12 protein-coding genes are annotated in these 16,550 nt (G+C 63.3%); 8 read left to right on the top strand and 4 right to left on the bottom strand.

Translation table 11 applies throughout. The features are described from left to right. Position 1 precedes the first annotated feature (1 nt). Entirely contained in the window at positions 2-1,210 is a 1,209-nt protein-coding gene (locus C3Y91_RS14400; protein WP_075224272.1) for an acetyl-CoA C-acetyltransferase, read from the bottom strand. Between the two features lie 202 nt (positions 1,211-1,412). After that, positions 1,413-3,209 carry an acyl-CoA dehydrogenase C-terminal domain-containing protein gene (locus tag C3Y91_RS14395; RefSeq protein ID WP_168575489.1) on the bottom strand — a complete coding sequence of 599 codons (1,797 nt, stop codon included), beginning with the start codon at positions 3,207-3,209 and terminating at the stop codon, positions 1,413-1,415. Positions 3,210-3,489: 280 nt separating this feature from the next. On the opposite strand from C3Y91_RS14395, the gene C3Y91_RS14390 reads away from it, so the two are divergent. The 8 genes from C3Y91_RS14390 to C3Y91_RS14355 all read left to right on the top strand — a co-directional run bounded on the left by C3Y91_RS14390 (position 3,490) and on the right by C3Y91_RS14355 (position 13,074). Next, positions 3,490-4,173, top strand: coding sequence for a DNA-3-methyladenine glycosylase I (locus C3Y91_RS14390; RefSeq protein WP_024321012.1), 684 nt, complete (start codon positions 3,490-3,492; stop codon positions 4,171-4,173). Positions 4,174-4,246: 73 nt separating this feature from the next. Continuing rightward, a complete protein-coding gene (locus C3Y91_RS14385) occupies positions 4,247-4,948 on the top strand; it encodes an SDR family NAD(P)-dependent oxidoreductase (RefSeq protein WP_168575488.1) in 702 nt (233 codons plus the stop codon). A gap of 101 nt (positions 4,949-5,049) precedes the next feature. Then, entirely contained in the window at positions 5,050-5,415 is a 366-nt protein-coding gene (locus C3Y91_RS14380; RefSeq protein ID WP_168575487.1) for a VOC family protein, read from the top strand. A gap of 328 nt (positions 5,416-5,743) precedes the next feature. Then, positions 5,744-9,523: a peptidoglycan-binding protein gene (locus C3Y91_RS14375; RefSeq protein ID WP_168575486.1), complete on the top strand. Its 3,780-nt coding sequence runs from the start codon at positions 5,744-5,746 to the stop codon at positions 9,521-9,523. 315 nt (positions 9,524-9,838) lie between these two features. Continuing rightward, a complete protein-coding gene (locus C3Y91_RS14370; RefSeq protein ID WP_018072454.1) occupies positions 9,839-10,762 on the top strand; it encodes a sulfite exporter TauE/SafE family protein in 924 nt (307 codons plus the stop codon). Then, positions 10,762-11,562: a TIGR02186 family protein gene (locus C3Y91_RS14365; RefSeq protein WP_064250736.1), complete on the top strand. Its 801-nt coding sequence runs from the start codon at positions 10,762-10,764 to the stop codon at positions 11,560-11,562. The genes C3Y91_RS14370 and C3Y91_RS14365 overlap by 1 nt, the downstream gene beginning before the upstream one ends. 224 nt (positions 11,563-11,786) lie before the next feature. Beyond that, positions 11,787-12,344 carry a dihydrofolate reductase family protein gene (locus C3Y91_RS14360; protein WP_075224267.1) on the top strand — a complete coding sequence of 186 codons (558 nt, stop codon included), beginning with the start codon at positions 11,787-11,789 and terminating at the stop codon, positions 12,342-12,344. A 148-nt stretch (positions 12,345-12,492) separates the two neighbouring features. Then, positions 12,493-13,074 (top strand): transglycosylase SLT domain-containing protein, encoded by a 582-nt coding sequence (locus C3Y91_RS14355; RefSeq protein WP_003545252.1) that lies wholly within the window; start codon positions 12,493-12,495, stop codon positions 13,072-13,074. A gap of 61 nt (positions 13,075-13,135) precedes the next feature. Here C3Y91_RS14355 and pdeM read toward each other — a convergent pair whose 3' ends face one another. Next, entirely contained in the window at positions 13,136-13,861 is a 726-nt protein-coding gene (pdeM, locus tag C3Y91_RS14350) for a ligase-associated DNA damage response endonuclease PdeM (protein ID WP_164597659.1), read from the bottom strand. A 43-nt stretch (positions 13,862-13,904) separates the two neighbouring features. Further along, positions 13,905-16,415 carry a ligase-associated DNA damage response DEXH box helicase gene (locus C3Y91_RS14345; RefSeq protein WP_168575485.1) on the bottom strand — a complete coding sequence of 837 codons (2,511 nt, stop codon included), beginning with the start codon at positions 16,413-16,415 and terminating at the stop codon, positions 13,905-13,907. Positions 16,416-16,550: the final 135 nt, after the last annotated feature.

Below are 16,550 nucleotides of genomic sequence, written 5' to 3'. Positions count from 1 at the left end.
GTCAGACCCTTTCGATAACCGTTGCGGTGCCCATGCCGGCGCCGATGCAGAGCGTCACCAGCGCGGTGTTGAGATCGCGGCGTTCAAGTTCGTCGAGCACCGTGCCGAGGATCATCGCGCCGGTGGCGCCGAGCGGGTGACCCATGGCGATGGCGCCGCCATTGACGTTGATCCTGTCGTGGTCGATGTCGAAGGCCTGCATGTAGCGCAGCACCACGGCAGCGAAAGCCTCGTTGAGTTCGAAGAGGTCGATGTCGCCTAGGCTCATGCCTGATCGTTTCAACAGCTTCTCGGTGACGTCGACAGGCCCGGTCAGCATCAGGGCCGGATCGGAGCCGATATTGGCGAAAGCCTTGATGCGGGCGCGCGGCTTCTTGCCCATGCTCTCACCGCCGGCTTTGGAGCCGAGCAGGACGACGCTGGCGCCATCGACGATGCCGGAGGAATTGCCGGCATGGTGGACATAGTTGATGCGCTCGATCTCGGGATGGGCCTGGATGCCGACGGCCTCGAAGCCGCCCATCTCGCCGGGCATCTGGAAGGACGGATTGAGGGAGGCGAGCGCCTGCATATCCGTGCCGGAACGCATGTGTTCATCCTTTGCCAGGATCGTCAGGCCGTTCTGGTCCTTGACCGGGATGACCGACTTGTCGAACCAGCCCTTTTCCCAGGCATGGGCGGCACGCTTCTGGCTCTCGACCGCGTAAGCGTCGACATCGGTTCTGCTGAAGCCGTATTTGGTGGCGATCAGATCGGCCGAGACGCCCTGCGGCATGAAATAGGCCGGGAAATTTACCGAAGGGTCCATGAACCAGGCGCCGCCCGACATGCCGAGGCCGACGCGGGACATGCTTTCGACGCCGCCGGCAATGACGATATCGTCGGCCCCTTGGGCGATCTTGCCGGCGCCGAAATTGACGGCATCGAGGCCGGAGGCGCAGAAGCGGGAGATCTGCATGCCGGGCGCCTTCGTGGAGTAACCGGCTTCGAAGGCGGCGGCCTTGGGGATGACGGCGCCGGCATCCATGACCGGATCGACGCAGCCCATGATGATGTCGTCGACCGTGCCCGTGTCCAGCCCGTTGCGGTCGCGGATCGCTTCCAGCGTCTTTGCCGCAAGCCGGACGGAAGGCACTTCATGCAGGGCGCCGTCCTTCTTGCCGCGGCCGCGCGGCGTGCGCACGTGGTCGTAAATGAAAACCTCGGTCATCGTCTCATCTCCCTGACGGCGCGGCGGCGCCGGTGAATGCGTATCTTTTCTTTTCTTCCCAGCGAGGGTCCGAAGGACGGGTCGAGACCCCGTGCCAGCGGCGCGCGCCCTCATCCGGCCCTTTGGGCCACCTCTGCCTGGGTCGAGCCACCGGTCTCGACCCATCCTTCGGACCCCCGCTGGGGAGAAGAGGGATTTCGTCTCAAAACGCTTCGGCGGCCAGTTCCATCATCGTGTCGGCGCCGGCTTCGATGCGGGCCTTGCGAAGCGCGGTTTCCGGCATAAGGCGTTCCATGAAGAAGCGGGCGGTGACCAGCTTGTTCTTCAGGTAATCCTCGCGGGCGGCATCGCCGGATGCAAGGCCATCCTCGGCGGCTTTCGCCATCTTTGCCCACATATAGCCGAGAATGACGAGGCCGAAGAGGTGCATGTAGTCGGTCGAGCCGGCGCCGGCATTATCGGGCTTGGCCATGGCGTTCTGCATGAACCACATGGTCGCGCCCTGGACGTCGTTCAAGCCCTTCTTCAGATGCTTGGTGAAGAAGGATAGCTTTTCGTTGCTGCGGTTCTCCTCGCAGAAATCGCCGATCTCCTTGAAGAGGGCCATGGCGGCGCGGCCGCCGTTCAAGGCGAGCTTGCGGCCGACGAGATCGAGCGCCTGAATGCCGTTGGCGCCTTCATAAATCATGGCGATGCGGGCATCGCGCACATACTGGCTCATGCCGTGTTCTTCGATATAGCCGTGGCCACCGAAGACCTGCTGGGCCATGACGGCATGATCGAAGCCCTTGTCGGTCATCACGCCCTTGAGGATCGGGGTGACGAGGCCGAGAATATCGTCGGCCGTCTGGCGCTCCTTCTCGTCGCTAGCGCGGTGGGCGATATCAGACTTGAGCGCGGTCCATAGCAGGAAGGCGCGGCCGCCCTCGTTGAAAGCACGGATGGTCATCAGCGTCCGGCGAATGTCCGGATGGACGATGATCGGATCGGCCTTCTTGTCCGGCGCCTTGGGGCCGGACAGCGAGCGGCCCTGGATGCGATCGCGGGCGTAGCTGGCGGCGTTCTGATAGGCGATCTCGGAAATGGCGACGCCCTGCAGGCCGACCATCAGGCGAGCCTCGTTCATCATCACGAACATGGCGTTGAGGCCGCGGTTTTCGGCGCCGATCAGGAAGCCGGTCGCCTCGTCGTAATTCATCACGCAGGTGGCGTTGGCGTGGATGCCCATCTTGTGCTCGATGGCGCCGCAGGAGACGGCGTTGCGGGCGCCGACCGCGCCGTCCTTGCCGACGAGGAATTTCGGAACGATGAAGAGCGAGATGCCCTTGGTGCCCTCGGGCGCACCCTCGATGCGGGCCAGCACCAGATGGATGATATTGTCGGTCAGATCGTGCTCGCCCGCGGAGATGAAGATCTTCTGGCCGGAGATCTTGTAGCTGCCGTCAGCCTGCGGCACCGCCTTGGTGCGCAGCATGCCGAGATCGGTGCCGCAATGCGGCTCGGTCAGGTTCATGGTGCCGGACCACGTGCCGTCCACCATCTTCGGCAGATAGGTGGCCTTCTGCTCGTCGGAGCCGTGGACGAGGAGCGCTGCGATCGCACCCTGCGTCAGGCCCGGATACATCATCAGCGACATGTTGGCGGCCGAGGTATATTCGCCGACGGCGGTATGCAGCGTGTAGGGAAGCCCCTGCCCGCCGAATTCCTCCGGCACCGCAAGGCCGATCCAGCCGCCTTCGCGATAGGCTTTATAGGCTTCCTTGAAACCCTTCGGCGTCGAGACGCTCGCATCGTCGTGGCGCGTGCAGCCTTCCTGATCGCCGGAATAATTCAGCTGAAAGAGAGCTTCCTCGGCAACCCTTCCGGCCTCGCCGAGGATCGCTTCGATCATATCGGGGGTCGCGTCGGCAAAACCCGGCAGATTGTTGTAGCGTTCGAGGCCCAGCACATCGTTCAGGACGAAGATCGTATCGTTCACCGGGGCCTTGTAGACTGGCATCTCTCAAATTCCTCCCATTCGACTGACCGGATCGCTCCAGCCTCGGGCACTGTCTTACAAAATATTGACGTTTGCGTAAACGTCAAAATTTGCAACATTGGCCGTCTTTTCATGAAAAAAATTCGAACGCGCGAATCCGTAGGGCGATGAAAGTGCGACGCGTGATGCGTCACGCGTGGGAGGGAAGAGACGCCATCTCATCTTCCTTGTCCATCGCAGAACGGCGTATAAACGGAAGCGTCGTTCAAGCCGCCATCGGGCAATGTTTCAGGAGGGCCGCATGATCAGTTTCGAAGCGATAAGGCAGCGTGCGGAGGAACGAAAGGGCGGAGCGGCCGCGTTGCAGGCCTTGCTGGAGAATCATCGACCGGATCACGAGCGGCTGCGCGCCGTGCCCGACGATCGCATCCTGGCAGACATGACCCGGCGCATCTTCTACAGTGGTTTCGTCCAGAAGGTGATCGACAGCAAGTGGCCAGGTTTCGAGGCAGCGTTTTCCGGTTTTGATCCGGCGATGCTGAATATTGCGCCCGACGACTATTGGCACGCCCTCACCTCGGATGAGCGGATCATCCGCAACGGCGCCAAGATCATGTCGGTTCGGGCCAATGCCGCCTTCATCAGGGAATTGGCGAAGGAATATGGCAGCGCCGGCGTCTTCTTCGCCGACTGGCCTGGGGATGACCAGATCGGCCTTCTCGACCTTTTGAGCAAACGCGGCAACCGGCTCGGCGGCATGACTGGACAATATTTCCTGCGCGGCATCGGCCGCGACAGCTTCATCGCGACGATCGACGTGCTCGCCTGCCTCCGATCGGCCGGCGTGCCGCTCTCCTCCTCCGGCACGACAAAGAAGGACCAGCAACTGATCCAGCAGGCCTTCAATGACTGGGCGGAGGAAACGGGTCTTTCCTTCATCCATCTCTCGCGCATCAGCGCCTATTCGATCGATTCAGCACACTGAAATTCCAGTCGAGTGGTGGCGCCGGCCGTTCGGACTTCCTACGTCTTTGCGACGATCCATCGAGGAAGAGATCATGATCGATTTTCCCTATGAGAGCGCGCTGATTGTCGGCGCGGGCTCCGGCATCAGCGCTTCGCTTGCCCGGCAATTGTCGGCGCAGGGTGTCAAGGTCGGGCTCGCCGCCCGCAATATCGAGAAACTGCAAGGGCTCATCGAGGAGACCGGCGCCAGCGCCTTTACAACGGATGTCTCGCAACCTGCGAGCGTCGCAGCACTCTTCGAGGCGGCTGCCGCTGCGATCGACGGGCCTGACGTGGTGATCTTCAATGCCAGCGCCCGTCAGCGCGGCCCGCTCGCCGAACTCGATCCCGCCGATGTCGAGAAGGCGATTGCGACCACCGCTTTCGGCGGTTTCCTGGTGGTGCAGCAGGCGGCGCGGCGGATGATCCCGCGCGGCCGCGGCGCCATCCTCATCACCGGCGCGTCGGCAAGCGTGAAGGGCTTTGCGCAATCGGCACCCTTCGCGATGGGCAAGTTCGCGCTGCGTGGCCTTGCCCAGAGTGCTGCCCGCGAACTCGGGCCGATGGGCATCCATGTCGCCCATTTCGTCATCGACGGCGCGGTGCGGTCGCAGACCCGGCCGGACCGGGTGGAGAAGCCGGATGGCACGCTGCTGCCGGATTCGATCGCCCAGACTTATATCGACGTGCTTCGCCAGCACCGCAGCGCATGGTCGCTGGAGGTGGAAGTCCGGCCCTGGACGGAGAGCTTCTAAATCTCCCTCCCTGGCCGCGGGCTGCCGCCGCAGGGGAGCAACTTTCACGACGCCCTCAGACGGGTTAGGCTTTGCCGTCAACGCTAGCTGGGAGGACACTGATGCAGCGTCTGGACCATGTCACCATCGAGACCCGCGATGCGCCCGGGATGATCGGCTTCCTGGAGACCGTGCTCGGCGTTAGCGAGGGCTATCGGCCGCCCTTCGCCTCGCCCGGCCACTGGCTCTATCTGGACGAACGCCCGGTCATCCATCTCAGCCTGACATCGCGCAGCACCGATTTTCCACCCGGCGTCTTCAATCATGTCGCCTTCAGCCTCTACGAATTCGGGCCGGCGCTGGAGCGCATCAAGGCGGGCGGTTATCGCTACGAATATTACGATATCCCCGACACCGATCTCGGTCAGGTCTTCGTCTACGGACCCGAAGGCGTGAAAATCGAACTGCAATATCCCAGGCCCGCCTGAGCGCGCGAGTGGCCATTCGATGTGATGCGTTCGGGGGCAATTGCCGCCAAAAACGGCGTTTTGAACACAAACGTTAAAAAATTCCCATCGGCATTAACGGCTTGTTTACCACGTTTCGTGAAAGGTGCGGATTGAGCAGTAGCGATCCGCATTCCTTTTCCCAGTCTCGCGTTCCTTAAGGATGCCGCTACATCGTTCAGCTTGAGGAAAGTCTAATTGACTATCGTCTTATGAATGGTGCGCTCAGGTCCGCGTAAAGCGGGCAGCAGACGGAAAAGCCAAAGATCGAGCTCTGACGAGAGGTCGAACAGTCGAAGCGAGCAAGAACATGAACGGATCGCGATCAAATCCTTCCCGACAGTCCGACAGGACCTCGCTCGATGCGCTGAATCGCACGATCGAAGGGCTGGAGGCGCGCATCGAAGGGCTGATGGGCAGCGGGCGCGAACAGCGGCCGCGCACGGCAACGGCCGAGCGCGATCCTTATGCCGGCTCCCATGCTCCCCGGCCCGCAAAGGCCCCGCCTGAGCCGCGGCCCGATCCGCTCGCCGAAATCCGTCAACGCCAGCGCGCGCTCGAAGCCAGCCGCGAACGGCCCTACGCACGCGAACAGGCCCCGCAGCTTCGCGAACCTCTGCCGCGCGCCGCCGCTCCAGTGCCGGCGCCGGCCTTGCGCGCCGGCGACGATACGATGACGGAGATTGCCCAGGCCCTCGTCAACCTGCGGCAGGACCTGAAGCGCGACATTTCCGAGGGCGTCACCCGTGAGATGAACGCGCTGCGCGCCGAGCTGCGCGAGATCAAGACAAATGCTGGCGACGGCCGTTTCGCCGACGACATGCGCGCCGACATGGGCCGCCTTGCCCAGAGCATCACGCAGCTGACCGGCCGGTCCGCCGCGCCGGAGGCCACGGGCCTTCGCGAGGATTTCGAAGAGCTGCGCTCGCTGATGGACGGGCTGGCGCGCGAGGATTCGCTGCGCCATATGGAAAACCGCTGGGACGGTTTCGAGAACCGGCTTGCGGCGCTCGATACCGAAGGGCTGCAGGAAGAGCTCGTTTCGCTTGCCTATCGGCTCGACGACATCAAACGCCATATCGGCGGCATGGGCGAAAGCCCGGCGGTTCGGGCGCTGGAAGACAAGCTCATCTCGATCGCCACGGCGATGGAGCACTTCGGCAACATGATCCAGCCGCACGACCGGGTGATGTCCGAACAGTTCGCCGCCATGGACATGCGGCTCGACGAGATCAGCCGGGCGATCGCGGCAAGCGGGCGCACGGCCACTGCGAATGATCCGGGCCTGATGCAGCGGCTGGAAAACCGGCTGGAGGCGCTGGCCGATCAGATCGACCTGATGAGCCATGATGCGGCCAGCCGCGTGAACCCGGCCGACGAGCTGGCGATGCGGCTGGAGGCGCTGACGGGACGCGTCGAGGAGATGACGAAGGCGGAAGCGACGTCGCGGCTCGACGAACGGCTGGAACATCTTTCCTATCTGCTGGAGCGCACGCAGGAGACGGCACCGCAGCCCGACCTCACCGGCACGCTTTCCGACATTTCCCGCAAGATCGACGCGCTTGAGAATGGCGCCGTCAACGACGTGCTGGCGCAGCGGCTCGACCATCTCGCCCGGCGCATCGACGAGATGGCCTATCAGCAGCAGGCGCCGGCGCCCGCCGCTGTAGCCGACGACAGCGCCTTCCTGCGTCTCGAAGGACGGCTGAGCGACATTGCCGCCCGCCTGGAGGAAAGCACATCGGCAGCGCCGACCGATCCGCGCGCGATGAAGAACCTCGAAGACCAGATCGCCAATCTGTCGGCGCTGATGAGCGCGCCGCGCGAGAGCGCTGCGATACCCCCCGAATTCGACCAGCGCATGGGCGCGATCGAAGACTATATGGCGACGAGCGACGAATATATCATCGAGGCCGCACGCCAGGCGGCAGAGGCTGTCGTCGAAGCCTATTCGCGTCATGGCGGCCCGCAGGGTGTCATGCCCGCCGCCGACATGTCGGCGCTGACGGCGCTGGCCGAGGATCTGCGCCACCTCGAGGATCTCAGCCGCGACAGCGAGGAACGCACGCACAAGACTTTCCAGGCGCTGCACGAGACGCTGGTGCATATCGCCGACCGCCTCGACGGCATGGAAGATCGCGGCCGGCCGCTCGCCCAGATGCCGGTCGCCGACGTCGATTTCGATGTCGATCCCTATGCGCTGATGGTGGCCGAAGCCGAGATGGCCCGGACGCCGGCCGCTGCCCCGACAGCGAAGGCTTCTCCTGTTATCCGCACGGCCGAGGTCGCAACAGAGCCTGCCGCCCCGGCACAAGCCACCGCCATGAGCGGAACGAGCGCGATCGCCATCGAAGCCGCGACCAGGACGACAGAGGCTGCGACAGCGGCACGGACACAGGTCCCGGCGAAGGCCAGCCTGCTCGCCAGCCTCGGCAAGCGGCTGCTGCCCGGCAAGAAAGCCGAGAGCCGGGCGACCGAACGTCCGATGATCGATCCCGCGCCGTCGATCGATCCCACCGACGTGGTGCCAACGGATGCGGCAAACGAACTGCTCGAGCCGGGCTCAGGCGCACCTGACGTAAAGAAGATCCTTGAACGGGTTCGCGCCAGCCAGAGTGCGGCGCGCGGCAAACCTGCCGGTGAAACCGATCGCGCCGATTATATCGCTGCTGCGCGCCGTGCGGCGCAGGCGGCCGCGATGGAGGTGGATGCCAATCCGAAGCAGGCAGCCGGCAAGGCCGAGAAGAAGGGCGCGAATGCCGGCAAGGCCGGCAAGGCTTCTGACAAGACCGGCAAGACCAGCGCCTTTTCGCGCTACCGGCGGCCGATCCTGCTGGCGGTCGGCGCCGTGCTGCTCGCCATCATGGCCTTTCCGCTCGCCCGAACGCTGACGAGCGGCGAGCGCGCGCCGCAGCCGCCAGCGGAAGTCTCGGCGCTGACGGGTGCTGCGGAAAACTCGGCGCCGGCCTTGCCCGAAGCGACACCTGCCCAGCCGGATGCCGCCGCTCTCGGAGCGACCGCTCCGGCAGCGGAAGCTGTACCGCCCGCCGCCGAACAGGCGCAGCCGGAAGCAACCCCGCCGGTCGCCGGCGACCATCTGACCGATATGGTGCCGCTCGACGGCGAAGGGGCAGCGACTTTTGCCCCTCCCGCTCCGTCCGGCGCAGCGCAGGAGACATCGGGCTTCGTTCCCGCACCCGCACCGCAGGCCGCCATCACCATTCCAGACACCGTCCAGCCGAAATCGCTTGCCGATGCGGCGAGCGGCGGCGATGCGCTGGCGCTGTTCGAAATCGGCGCGCGTTATTCCGACGGCCGCAACGGCATGACGGTCGATCAGAAGCAGGCGGCGAGCTGGTACCAGCTTTCGGCCGACAAAGGCTTTGCGCCGGCAGAATACCGGCTCGGCAGCATGTACGAGAAGGGCAACGGCGTCGAACGCGACATCGCCAAAGCGAAGAGTTTTTACGAGCAGGCGGCAAACCAGGGCAATGCCAGCGCCATGCACAATCTCGCCGTCCTCTACGCCTCCGGCGCGCTTGGCCAGCAGGATTATGCAACGGCCGCCTCGTGGTTCACCAAGGCAGCGAACCTCGGCATCACCGACAGCCAGTTCAACCTGGCGATCCTCTGCGCACGCGGCAACGGGGTTCCGGAGGATCTCGAAGAGTCCTACAAATGGTTTGCGATTGCCGCCAAGGCCGGCGACAAGGATGCGGCGCAGAAGCGCGACGAAGTGGCCAAAGCCATGAAGCCCGACCAGCTCGAACGGGCGCGCGCCAAGGCCGATCTCTGGAAGCCGGAGCCGGTCGACCACCGCACGAACACCATCGACATTCCCGACGAATGGGCCGGCACCGGCGCGAAGACGGCGACCGTCGACATGAAGAAGGCAGTCCGCAACATCCAGGCGATCCTCAACAATAACGGCTTCGACGCCGGAGTTCCGGACGGCGAAATGGGTGCGAAGACCGTGACCGCGATCAAAAACTTCCAGAAGTCCGTCGGCCAGGAGCCGGACGGCAAGGTGACCGACGCGACCGTGAAGGCGCTGCTAGAACGCAACAAGCAGGGCAGCAAGGCGATCTGAGGCGCGTCGCATCGACGCGGGATCGTCTCGACTCTTTGTTCCGGGCAATGAAAAACGCCTGGCGGCACTATGCCGCAAGGCTTTTTCCAATTTTACCGCAGTCTGTCACAAAACCTGAAAAAAGCCGGATTATGCCCGGACATATCGATCCGCGCATCCGGCGAATCCTCTGCCACCGATCTCTCCGCCAATCTCTATGGCTAATCACGGGGCCGATCGAAAGCCTCTGGCAACGATTTCACAGTATGGTGCGCATTCGAACGGGGACGTGACAAGAAACCGCCCGGCAGGAGCGGTCATCATTCGGGGTCGGCTGTGACAATCTATCTGCCCATCGCAGAATTGTCGGTGAACATTTTCATCATTCTCGGCATGGGGGCGGCCGTCGGATTCCTGTCTGGAATGTTCGGCGTCGGCGGCGGCTTTCTCATCACCCCGCTGTTGATCTTCTATAACATCCCGCCTGTCGTCGCAGTCGCGACCGGCGCCAACCAGGTTGTGGCGTCATCGATATCGGGCGCGATTACGCATTTCCGGCGCGGCTCGCTCGACGTCAAGCTCGGCACGGTGCTGCTGGTCGGCGGTCTTACGGGTGCGACGGTCGGCATCTGGATCTTCTCGCTGCTGCGCGCCATCGGCCAGCTCGATCTCATCATCTCGCTGATGTATGTCGTCTTCCTCGGCACCGTCGGCGGACTGATGCTGCTCGAAAGCATCAATGCCATGCGGCGAGCAGCGCGCAACGAGCCGCCCGCACCGCGCAAGCCCGGCCATCAGCACTGGGTGCACAAGCTGCCGCTCAAGGTGCGTTTCAAGAAATCGAAAATCTATCTCAGCGTCATTCCAGTCGTCGCACTCGGCTTTGCGATCGGCATCCTCACCTCGATCATGGGTGTCGGCGGCGGCTTCATCATGGTGCCGGCGATGATCTACCTGCTGCGCATCCCGACCAATGTCGTCGTCGGCACCTCGCTGTTCCAGATCATCTTCGTGACCGCCTATACGACGATCGTGCAGGCGGCGACGAACTTCTCCGTCGACATCGTGCTTGCCTTCATCCTGATGGTGGCGGGTGTCATCGGCGCGCAATATGGCGTCCGCGTCGGCCAGAAGCTGCGCGGCGAGCAGCTGCGCGCCCTGCTCGGCCTGCTGGTGCTCGCCGTCGGCCTGCGTCTTGCGATCGCGCTGGTGGTGGCGCCGGCCGACGTCTATTCGGTGGTGATGGGAGCGGGCAACTGATGCGCTTGGCTGTTTTCGTCATCGCGTTGTTTTGCCTGCTGCCGGCTTCTGCCGGAGCCCAGTGGCTGCCAGGGCAGGCAACCGAGGCGGTGCGTGAAGGGTTGGAAATCGGCACGTCGACCAGTGAAATCGCCATCACCTCGGATTTCCACGGTGCGGATCTGACCATCTTCGGGGCGCTCTCGAACACCGACCAGCTGCTGCTCGCCGTCGGCCAATATGACGTGGTCGTGGTGTTGGAGGGCCCGCGCGAGGATGCGACGGTGCGCAAAAAGGAACGCGTCTTCGGCATCTGGGTGAACACCCGCTCGATGACCTTCGAAGCGGTGCCGCATTCCTATTCGATGTCGAGTTCACGCATGATCGACGACATCGTGACGCCGCTTGACCTGACCGATCAGGGGATCGGAATCGACCACATTCCGCTGACGCCGGTCGGCTTCGTCGGCGACGGCAGCAATCTCGGCGAGTTCCGCGAGGCGTTCCGGCGGCTGCAGCAGGGCGGCGGGCTCTACGACCGCAACCCCAGCGGCGTGCGGTTCGTTTCCTCCAACCTCTTCAAGGCGAGCCTGCGCTTGCCGGCGAACATTCCGAACGGCGTGCATAGCGTGCGCGCCTATCTCTTCAAGAGCGGTCTTTTCGTGACCGAGAAATCGCTGCCGCTGCGGGTCATCAAGACCGGCATCGAGCAGACGATCACCGATGCGGCGCATGATCAGCCGATCCTCTACGGCTGTGCGGCCGTGCTGCTCGCCGTGATCACCGGCTGGGGTGCCAGCCTGATCTTCCGCAAGGACTGATCCGCCGCCAAGGCGCGAGGCTCCATTTCCTCTATTGATTTCTGCGATCGAATTGGGTCGGGCGTCGAGCCCGCTGTGCGGGAGCTGCTACGCGGATGTTTTGGCGGCAGCTCATCCATGCCCCCAAAAACCGCTTGCATTTTGCTATCAGTCGATCTAGTTTTCAACCAGTTGCTAAACGCAATCGGTTTTATCTTGATTGGCAATTCAGAAGGAGGATGGAAATGAGGAAGCTTGTTGTCTGGAACCTGATGACGCTCGATGGTTATTTCGAAGGCACGAAGCCGTGGGATATCGACTTCCACAATCTCGCCTGGGGGCCTGAATTGCAGCGCTATGCCGAACAGTTCGGCAGGGAAAGCGATCTGCTGGTCTTCGGCCGCAAGACCTATGAGGGCATGGCCTCCTACTGGCCGACCGCCGAGGGCGAAGGTGAGATCAAAGCCTATATGAACGGCATCGCCAAGATCGCCGTGTCGCGGACGATGACCGAGCCCGGCTGGAACAATGCCCGCGTCGTCAGCGATCCGATCCCCGAATTGACGCGGCTGAAGCAGGAGGACGGCAAGACGATCTTCATCTTCGGCAGCGCCGAGCTTGCCGACAGCCTGCTGAAAGCGGGGCTTATCGATGAAGTCAGGGTTTGCCTGGTGCCGGTGATCCTCGGCGGCGGCAATCCACTTTTCAAACAGGCAGAGGGCCAGGTGCCGCTGAAGCTCATCGAATCCTCGACGACGGAAGGCGGCGCGGTGATCCTGCGCTACGAGCCCGTCAAGGCTTAAGGATTTTGATGCGATGCCGTCCCGGTGGTCAGGCCAGGGTATCCATCCCTGGCCGCACAGGAGAGCAGCCTGGGAAGTTCGCATTCGACTAAAAACCGGTTTTTAACATTTACGAGTTAGTAATCTCTCGGAAACGAGAGGTTTTGTTATGCGTACTCGTATCGTTCTGACGGCCGTGGGTCTCGCGCTGCTTGCCGGCTGCGCGACGGCGCCGAAGCAGACGAGGAACATCTGTGCCGTCTTCGACGAGCGCGACGGGCTCTTCTCCAGCTGGCAGAGTGCCGCCGAGCGGACGGAGAAGAAATACGGCGTGCCCGTGCCGATCCTGATGGCGACGATGTATACCGAATCCGGCTTCCAGCCCTATGCGCGGCCGCCGCGCACCAAGCTGTTCGGCTTCATTCCCTGGACCCGGCCTTCGACGGCCTACGGCTATTCGCAGGCGCTCGACGGGACCTGGGATCACTATCAGTCGCAGACCGGCAACTGGACCGCGCGGCGGGCGAACTTCGCCGACGCGATCGATTTCATCGGCTGGTATCACTACCAGAACAGCGTGGAGACCGGCATTCCGCTGAACGATGCCTATAATCTCTATCTCGCCTATTATTCCGGGCCGACGGGATACAAACGCGGCGACTGGCGCTCGAACGGGCAGTTGCAGCAGACGGCGCAGAAGTTTGCGCGGATGGCCGGGACGTATCAGCGGCAGTTGCAGGAGTGTGATTGAGCTTGGTGTCAGGTGGATTTTGGGTAGAGCCGCAAAGCCCGCCGACCTGGAATAACAGGCGCTATCCCTGCAAATTCCCATACCGCACCGAGTAGATCCGATCCCGCCCCAACAGATGCGCGACCAGCGACGCCTTGTCGAAAAGACCGTGCATCGCCTTGTGGCGAAGGTCGAGACCGCCGCTCATGACGCCGAAAGCCGGCATCAGCAGGCGGGCGCCATCGGTGGCAAAGCACGGGCGGCGGACGGATTTTTCACGCCGGCGGACGGTCGCGGACGGATGCAGGTGGCCGGCGATTTCGCCGCTCTGCAAGCCGTTCTTCGGCTCGTGCCGGAAGGTCAGGCCGGCATAATGCATCTCGTCGGCGGAAGCGCCCGGCAGATCGACGATGCCATCCGGATCATGGTTGCCATTGATCCAGATCCATTCGCGGCCGCGGGCCATATTGACGATCAGCGTGCGGAAATTCTCCGGCAGATGCTTCGAACCGATGCGGTCGTGGAAATTGTCGCCGAGCGAGACGACGAGCTTCGGATCATAACGCGAGATGACGGCGGCAAGGACGGTCAGCGTCGCCAGCGTATCGTAAGGCGGCAGCATCATGCCGCGGCGCGCGAAGGCCGCACCCTTTTCCAGATGCAGGTCGGAGACGACGAGCAGGCCGGTATCCGGCAGATAGAGGGCGCCAAGCGGATCGCAGACGGCGGCAATGCCATGGACCGATGTCTCGATGCCTGGTATCGCGGCCAGTCCTGAAATGTCGCGCGCCAGCGCCAGGCGGTTCATCACTCTCTTATTCCCAAATACGTCAGTCAGGCCCAATTTTTTATCAGGCGAGTGCTTCGGCGATCAGATCATCCGCCGCTTCGGCCAGGAGTGCGTCATGGGCCTCGCCCGGCACCGCCTCGCGTCCGATTTCCAGCATCACCGGCACGGCCAGCGGGGAAATATGGTCGAGGGCGCGGTGGGTGATGTGGCCCCTGATTCGTCTCAGCATATCGCCAAGACGGCCAATATCCAAAAGTCCCGTCGCCGCATCCTGCCGCGTCGCCTGCAGGAGGATGTGATCCGGTTCGTGGCTGCGCAGCACGTCGTAGATCAGGTCGGCGGAGACGGTGATCTGCCGGCCGCTCTTTTCCTTGCCCGGATGGCGGCGCTCGATCAAGCCTGCAATCACCGCGCAATTGCGGAAAGTGCGCTTCAACAGGAAGGATTCGTCCAGCCAGGCTTCGAGATCGTCGCCGAGCATGTCTTCGTCGAAGAGGTCGGAGAGGCTGAGCCGGCCGTTGCGGATCATCAGCCCCATATCCTCGAGGCCCCAGATGGCAAGCGAATAATCGGTGGCGACGAAACCGAGCGGTTTGGCGCCTATCCGCTCCAGCCGGCGGGTCAGCAGCATGCCGAGCGTCTGGTGGGCGAGACGGCCTTCGAAGGGATAGGCGACCATGTAGCCGCGGCTGCCGCGCGGAAAGGTTTCGATCAGGAACTCGTCGCGCTTCGGCAGCATCGACTTGTCGTTCTGCAGCGACAGCCAGTCGCGCACCTGATCCGGCAGGCGGCGCCAGCGATCGGGATCGGCGATCATCGCCCGCACCTGCTCGGCCAGATAGGTCGACAGCGGAAACTTGCCGCCATTATAGGACGGGATTTTCGGATCGAGCGAAAAGGCCTGCGACGCCATGCACTCATTTTCGCGAATGCCCTCGAAGCGCAGCACCTTGCCGGAGAAGACGAAGGTGTCGCCCGGCGACATTTGCTCGAGGAAATATTCCTCGACCTTCCCCAGCGTGGCGCCGCCACGGCCGATCCTGCCGCCCTCGCCGCGCTTGACCATGCGGATATTCAGCATCGGGCTTTCGACGATGGTGCCGAGGTTGAGGCGGTATTGCTGGGCGACCGCAGGATTGGAGACGCGCCAGCGGCCCTCCCCGGTCTTGCGGATGCGGGCGTAACGCTCGTAGGTGCGGAGCGCATAACCGCCGGTCGCGACGAAATCGACGATGCGCTCGAAGGTCTCCCAGCTGAGATCGGCATAGGGCGAGGCGCTGGTGACCTCATCGTAGAGTTCCAGCATGTCGAAAGGCTCGGCGCAGGCCATGCCGAGCACATGCTGGGCGAGCACGTCGAGCGCACCGCGGCCGACGGGCGGGGTATCCTGCGCGCCGATATAATTGGCATCGAGGGCGGCCTGACACTCCATGACCTCGAAACGGTTGGCGGGAACCAGGATCGCCTTCGAGGGCTCGTCCATGCGGTGATTGGCGCGGCCGATGCGCTGGGCAAGACGCGAGGCGCCCTTCGGCGCGCCGACATGGATGACGAGATCGACATCGCCCCAGTCGATGCCGAGATCGAGAGTGGAGGTGGCAACGACGGCGCGCAGCCGGTTTTCGGCCATCGCCGCCTCGACCTTGCGGCGCTGGGCGACATCGAGGGAGCCGTGGTGGAGCGCGATCGGCAGGTTGCCGTCATTGATCGTCCAGAGTGCCTGGAAAAGCATTTCGGCCTGGCTGCGGGTGTTGACGAAGAGCAGCGTCGTGCGATGTTCGACAAGATGCCGGTAGACATCGGGAATGGCATATCGGGCGGAATGGCCGGACCAGGGAATGTGCTCTTCGGTCGACAGAATCGAGATATCGGGCTTGGCGCCGCCTTCGACGACAACGAGGCCGGCATAATGTTCGCTACCCTCTTCCTGGCCGACCAGCCATTTCTGCAGATCCATGGGTTCGGCGACGGTGGCCGACAGGCCGATGGTCTGGAGGCCGGGGGCAAGGCGGCGCAGGCGGGCAAGGCCGAGCGAAAGCATGTGGCCGCGCTTGGAGGTGACCAGTGAATGCAGCTCGTCGAGGACGATATATTTCAGGTCCTTGAAGAAGCGCTCGGCCTCGCGGTTCGCCAGCAGCAGGGCGACCTGTTCCGGCGTCGTCAGCAGAATATCCGGCGGGCTGAGCTTCTGGCGCTGGCGCTTGGCGTTCGGCGTGTCGCCGGTGCGGTTTTCGACGGTGACCGGCAGGCCCATCTCCGCAACCGGTTTCATCAGATTGCGCTCGATATCGATGGCAAGCGCCTTCAGCGGCGAGACATAGAGGGTGTGGATGCCGGTGAAGGCGGAGCCGGGCGGTATCCGGCCGCGGCGGGTGAGATCGGTGAGCGACGGCAGAAACCCGGCGAGCGTCTTGCCGGCGCCGGTCGGCGCAATCAGCAGCGTGCTTTCGCCGGCCTCGGCGCGGGCGAGCAGTTCCAGCTGATGGGCGCGCGGCCGCCAGCCCTTTTCCGCAAACCAGCGGGTAAAGGCGGCAGGAAGCAGTGTGCGGGCTTCGGAATCGATCTGGTCCACGCCCTGAAACTAGTGAAACGCCGGGGAAAGAGAAGAGCGGCCAAAGCATGTCGCGCAAAAGTGTGCAGCGGTTTTGCGATAACGACATGCGTAAAAACAAAGAGCTAAAGCGCGAGGAGCGAATCTGAAAGATCG

The sequence above is a fragment of the Rhizobium ruizarguesonis genome, assembly GCF_012349115.1.
Classification (GTDB): domain Bacteria; phylum Pseudomonadota; class Alphaproteobacteria; order Rhizobiales; family Rhizobiaceae; genus Rhizobium; species Rhizobium ruizarguesonis.
Note: the sequence above shows the minus strand (reverse complement) of the source record. Positions and strands in the feature narration are given on the sequence as shown.

Coding starts and splice junctions, on each gene's coding strand:
- C3Y91_RS14400 (WP_075224272.1), bottom strand. CDS start 1,210: ATGACCGAGGTTTTCATTTACGACCACGTGCGCACGCCGCGCGGCCGC.
- C3Y91_RS14395 (WP_168575489.1), bottom strand. CDS start 3,209: ATGCCAGTCTACAAGGCCCCGGTGAACGATACGATCTTCGTCCTGAAC.
- C3Y91_RS14390 (WP_024321012.1), top strand. CDS start 3,490: ATGATCAGTTTCGAAGCGATAAGGCAGCGTGCGGAGGAACGAAAGGGC.
- C3Y91_RS14385 (WP_168575488.1), top strand. CDS start 4,247: ATGATCGATTTTCCCTATGAGAGCGCGCTGATTGTCGGCGCGGGCTCC.
- C3Y91_RS14380 (WP_168575487.1), top strand. CDS start 5,050: ATGCAGCGTCTGGACCATGTCACCATCGAGACCCGCGATGCGCCCGGG.
- C3Y91_RS14375 (WP_168575486.1), top strand. CDS start 5,744: ATGAACGGATCGCGATCAAATCCTTCCCGACAGTCCGACAGGACCTCG.
- C3Y91_RS14365 (WP_064250736.1), top strand. CDS start 10,762: ATGCGCTTGGCTGTTTTCGTCATCGCGTTGTTTTGCCTGCTGCCGGCT.
- C3Y91_RS14360 (WP_075224267.1), top strand. CDS start 11,787: ATGAGGAAGCTTGTTGTCTGGAACCTGATGACGCTCGATGGTTATTTC.
- C3Y91_RS14355 (WP_003545252.1), top strand. CDS start 12,493: ATGCGTACTCGTATCGTTCTGACGGCCGTGGGTCTCGCGCTGCTTGCC.
- pdeM (WP_164597659.1), bottom strand. CDS start 13,861: ATGAACCGCCTGGCGCTGGCGCGCGACATTTCAGGACTGGCCGCGATA.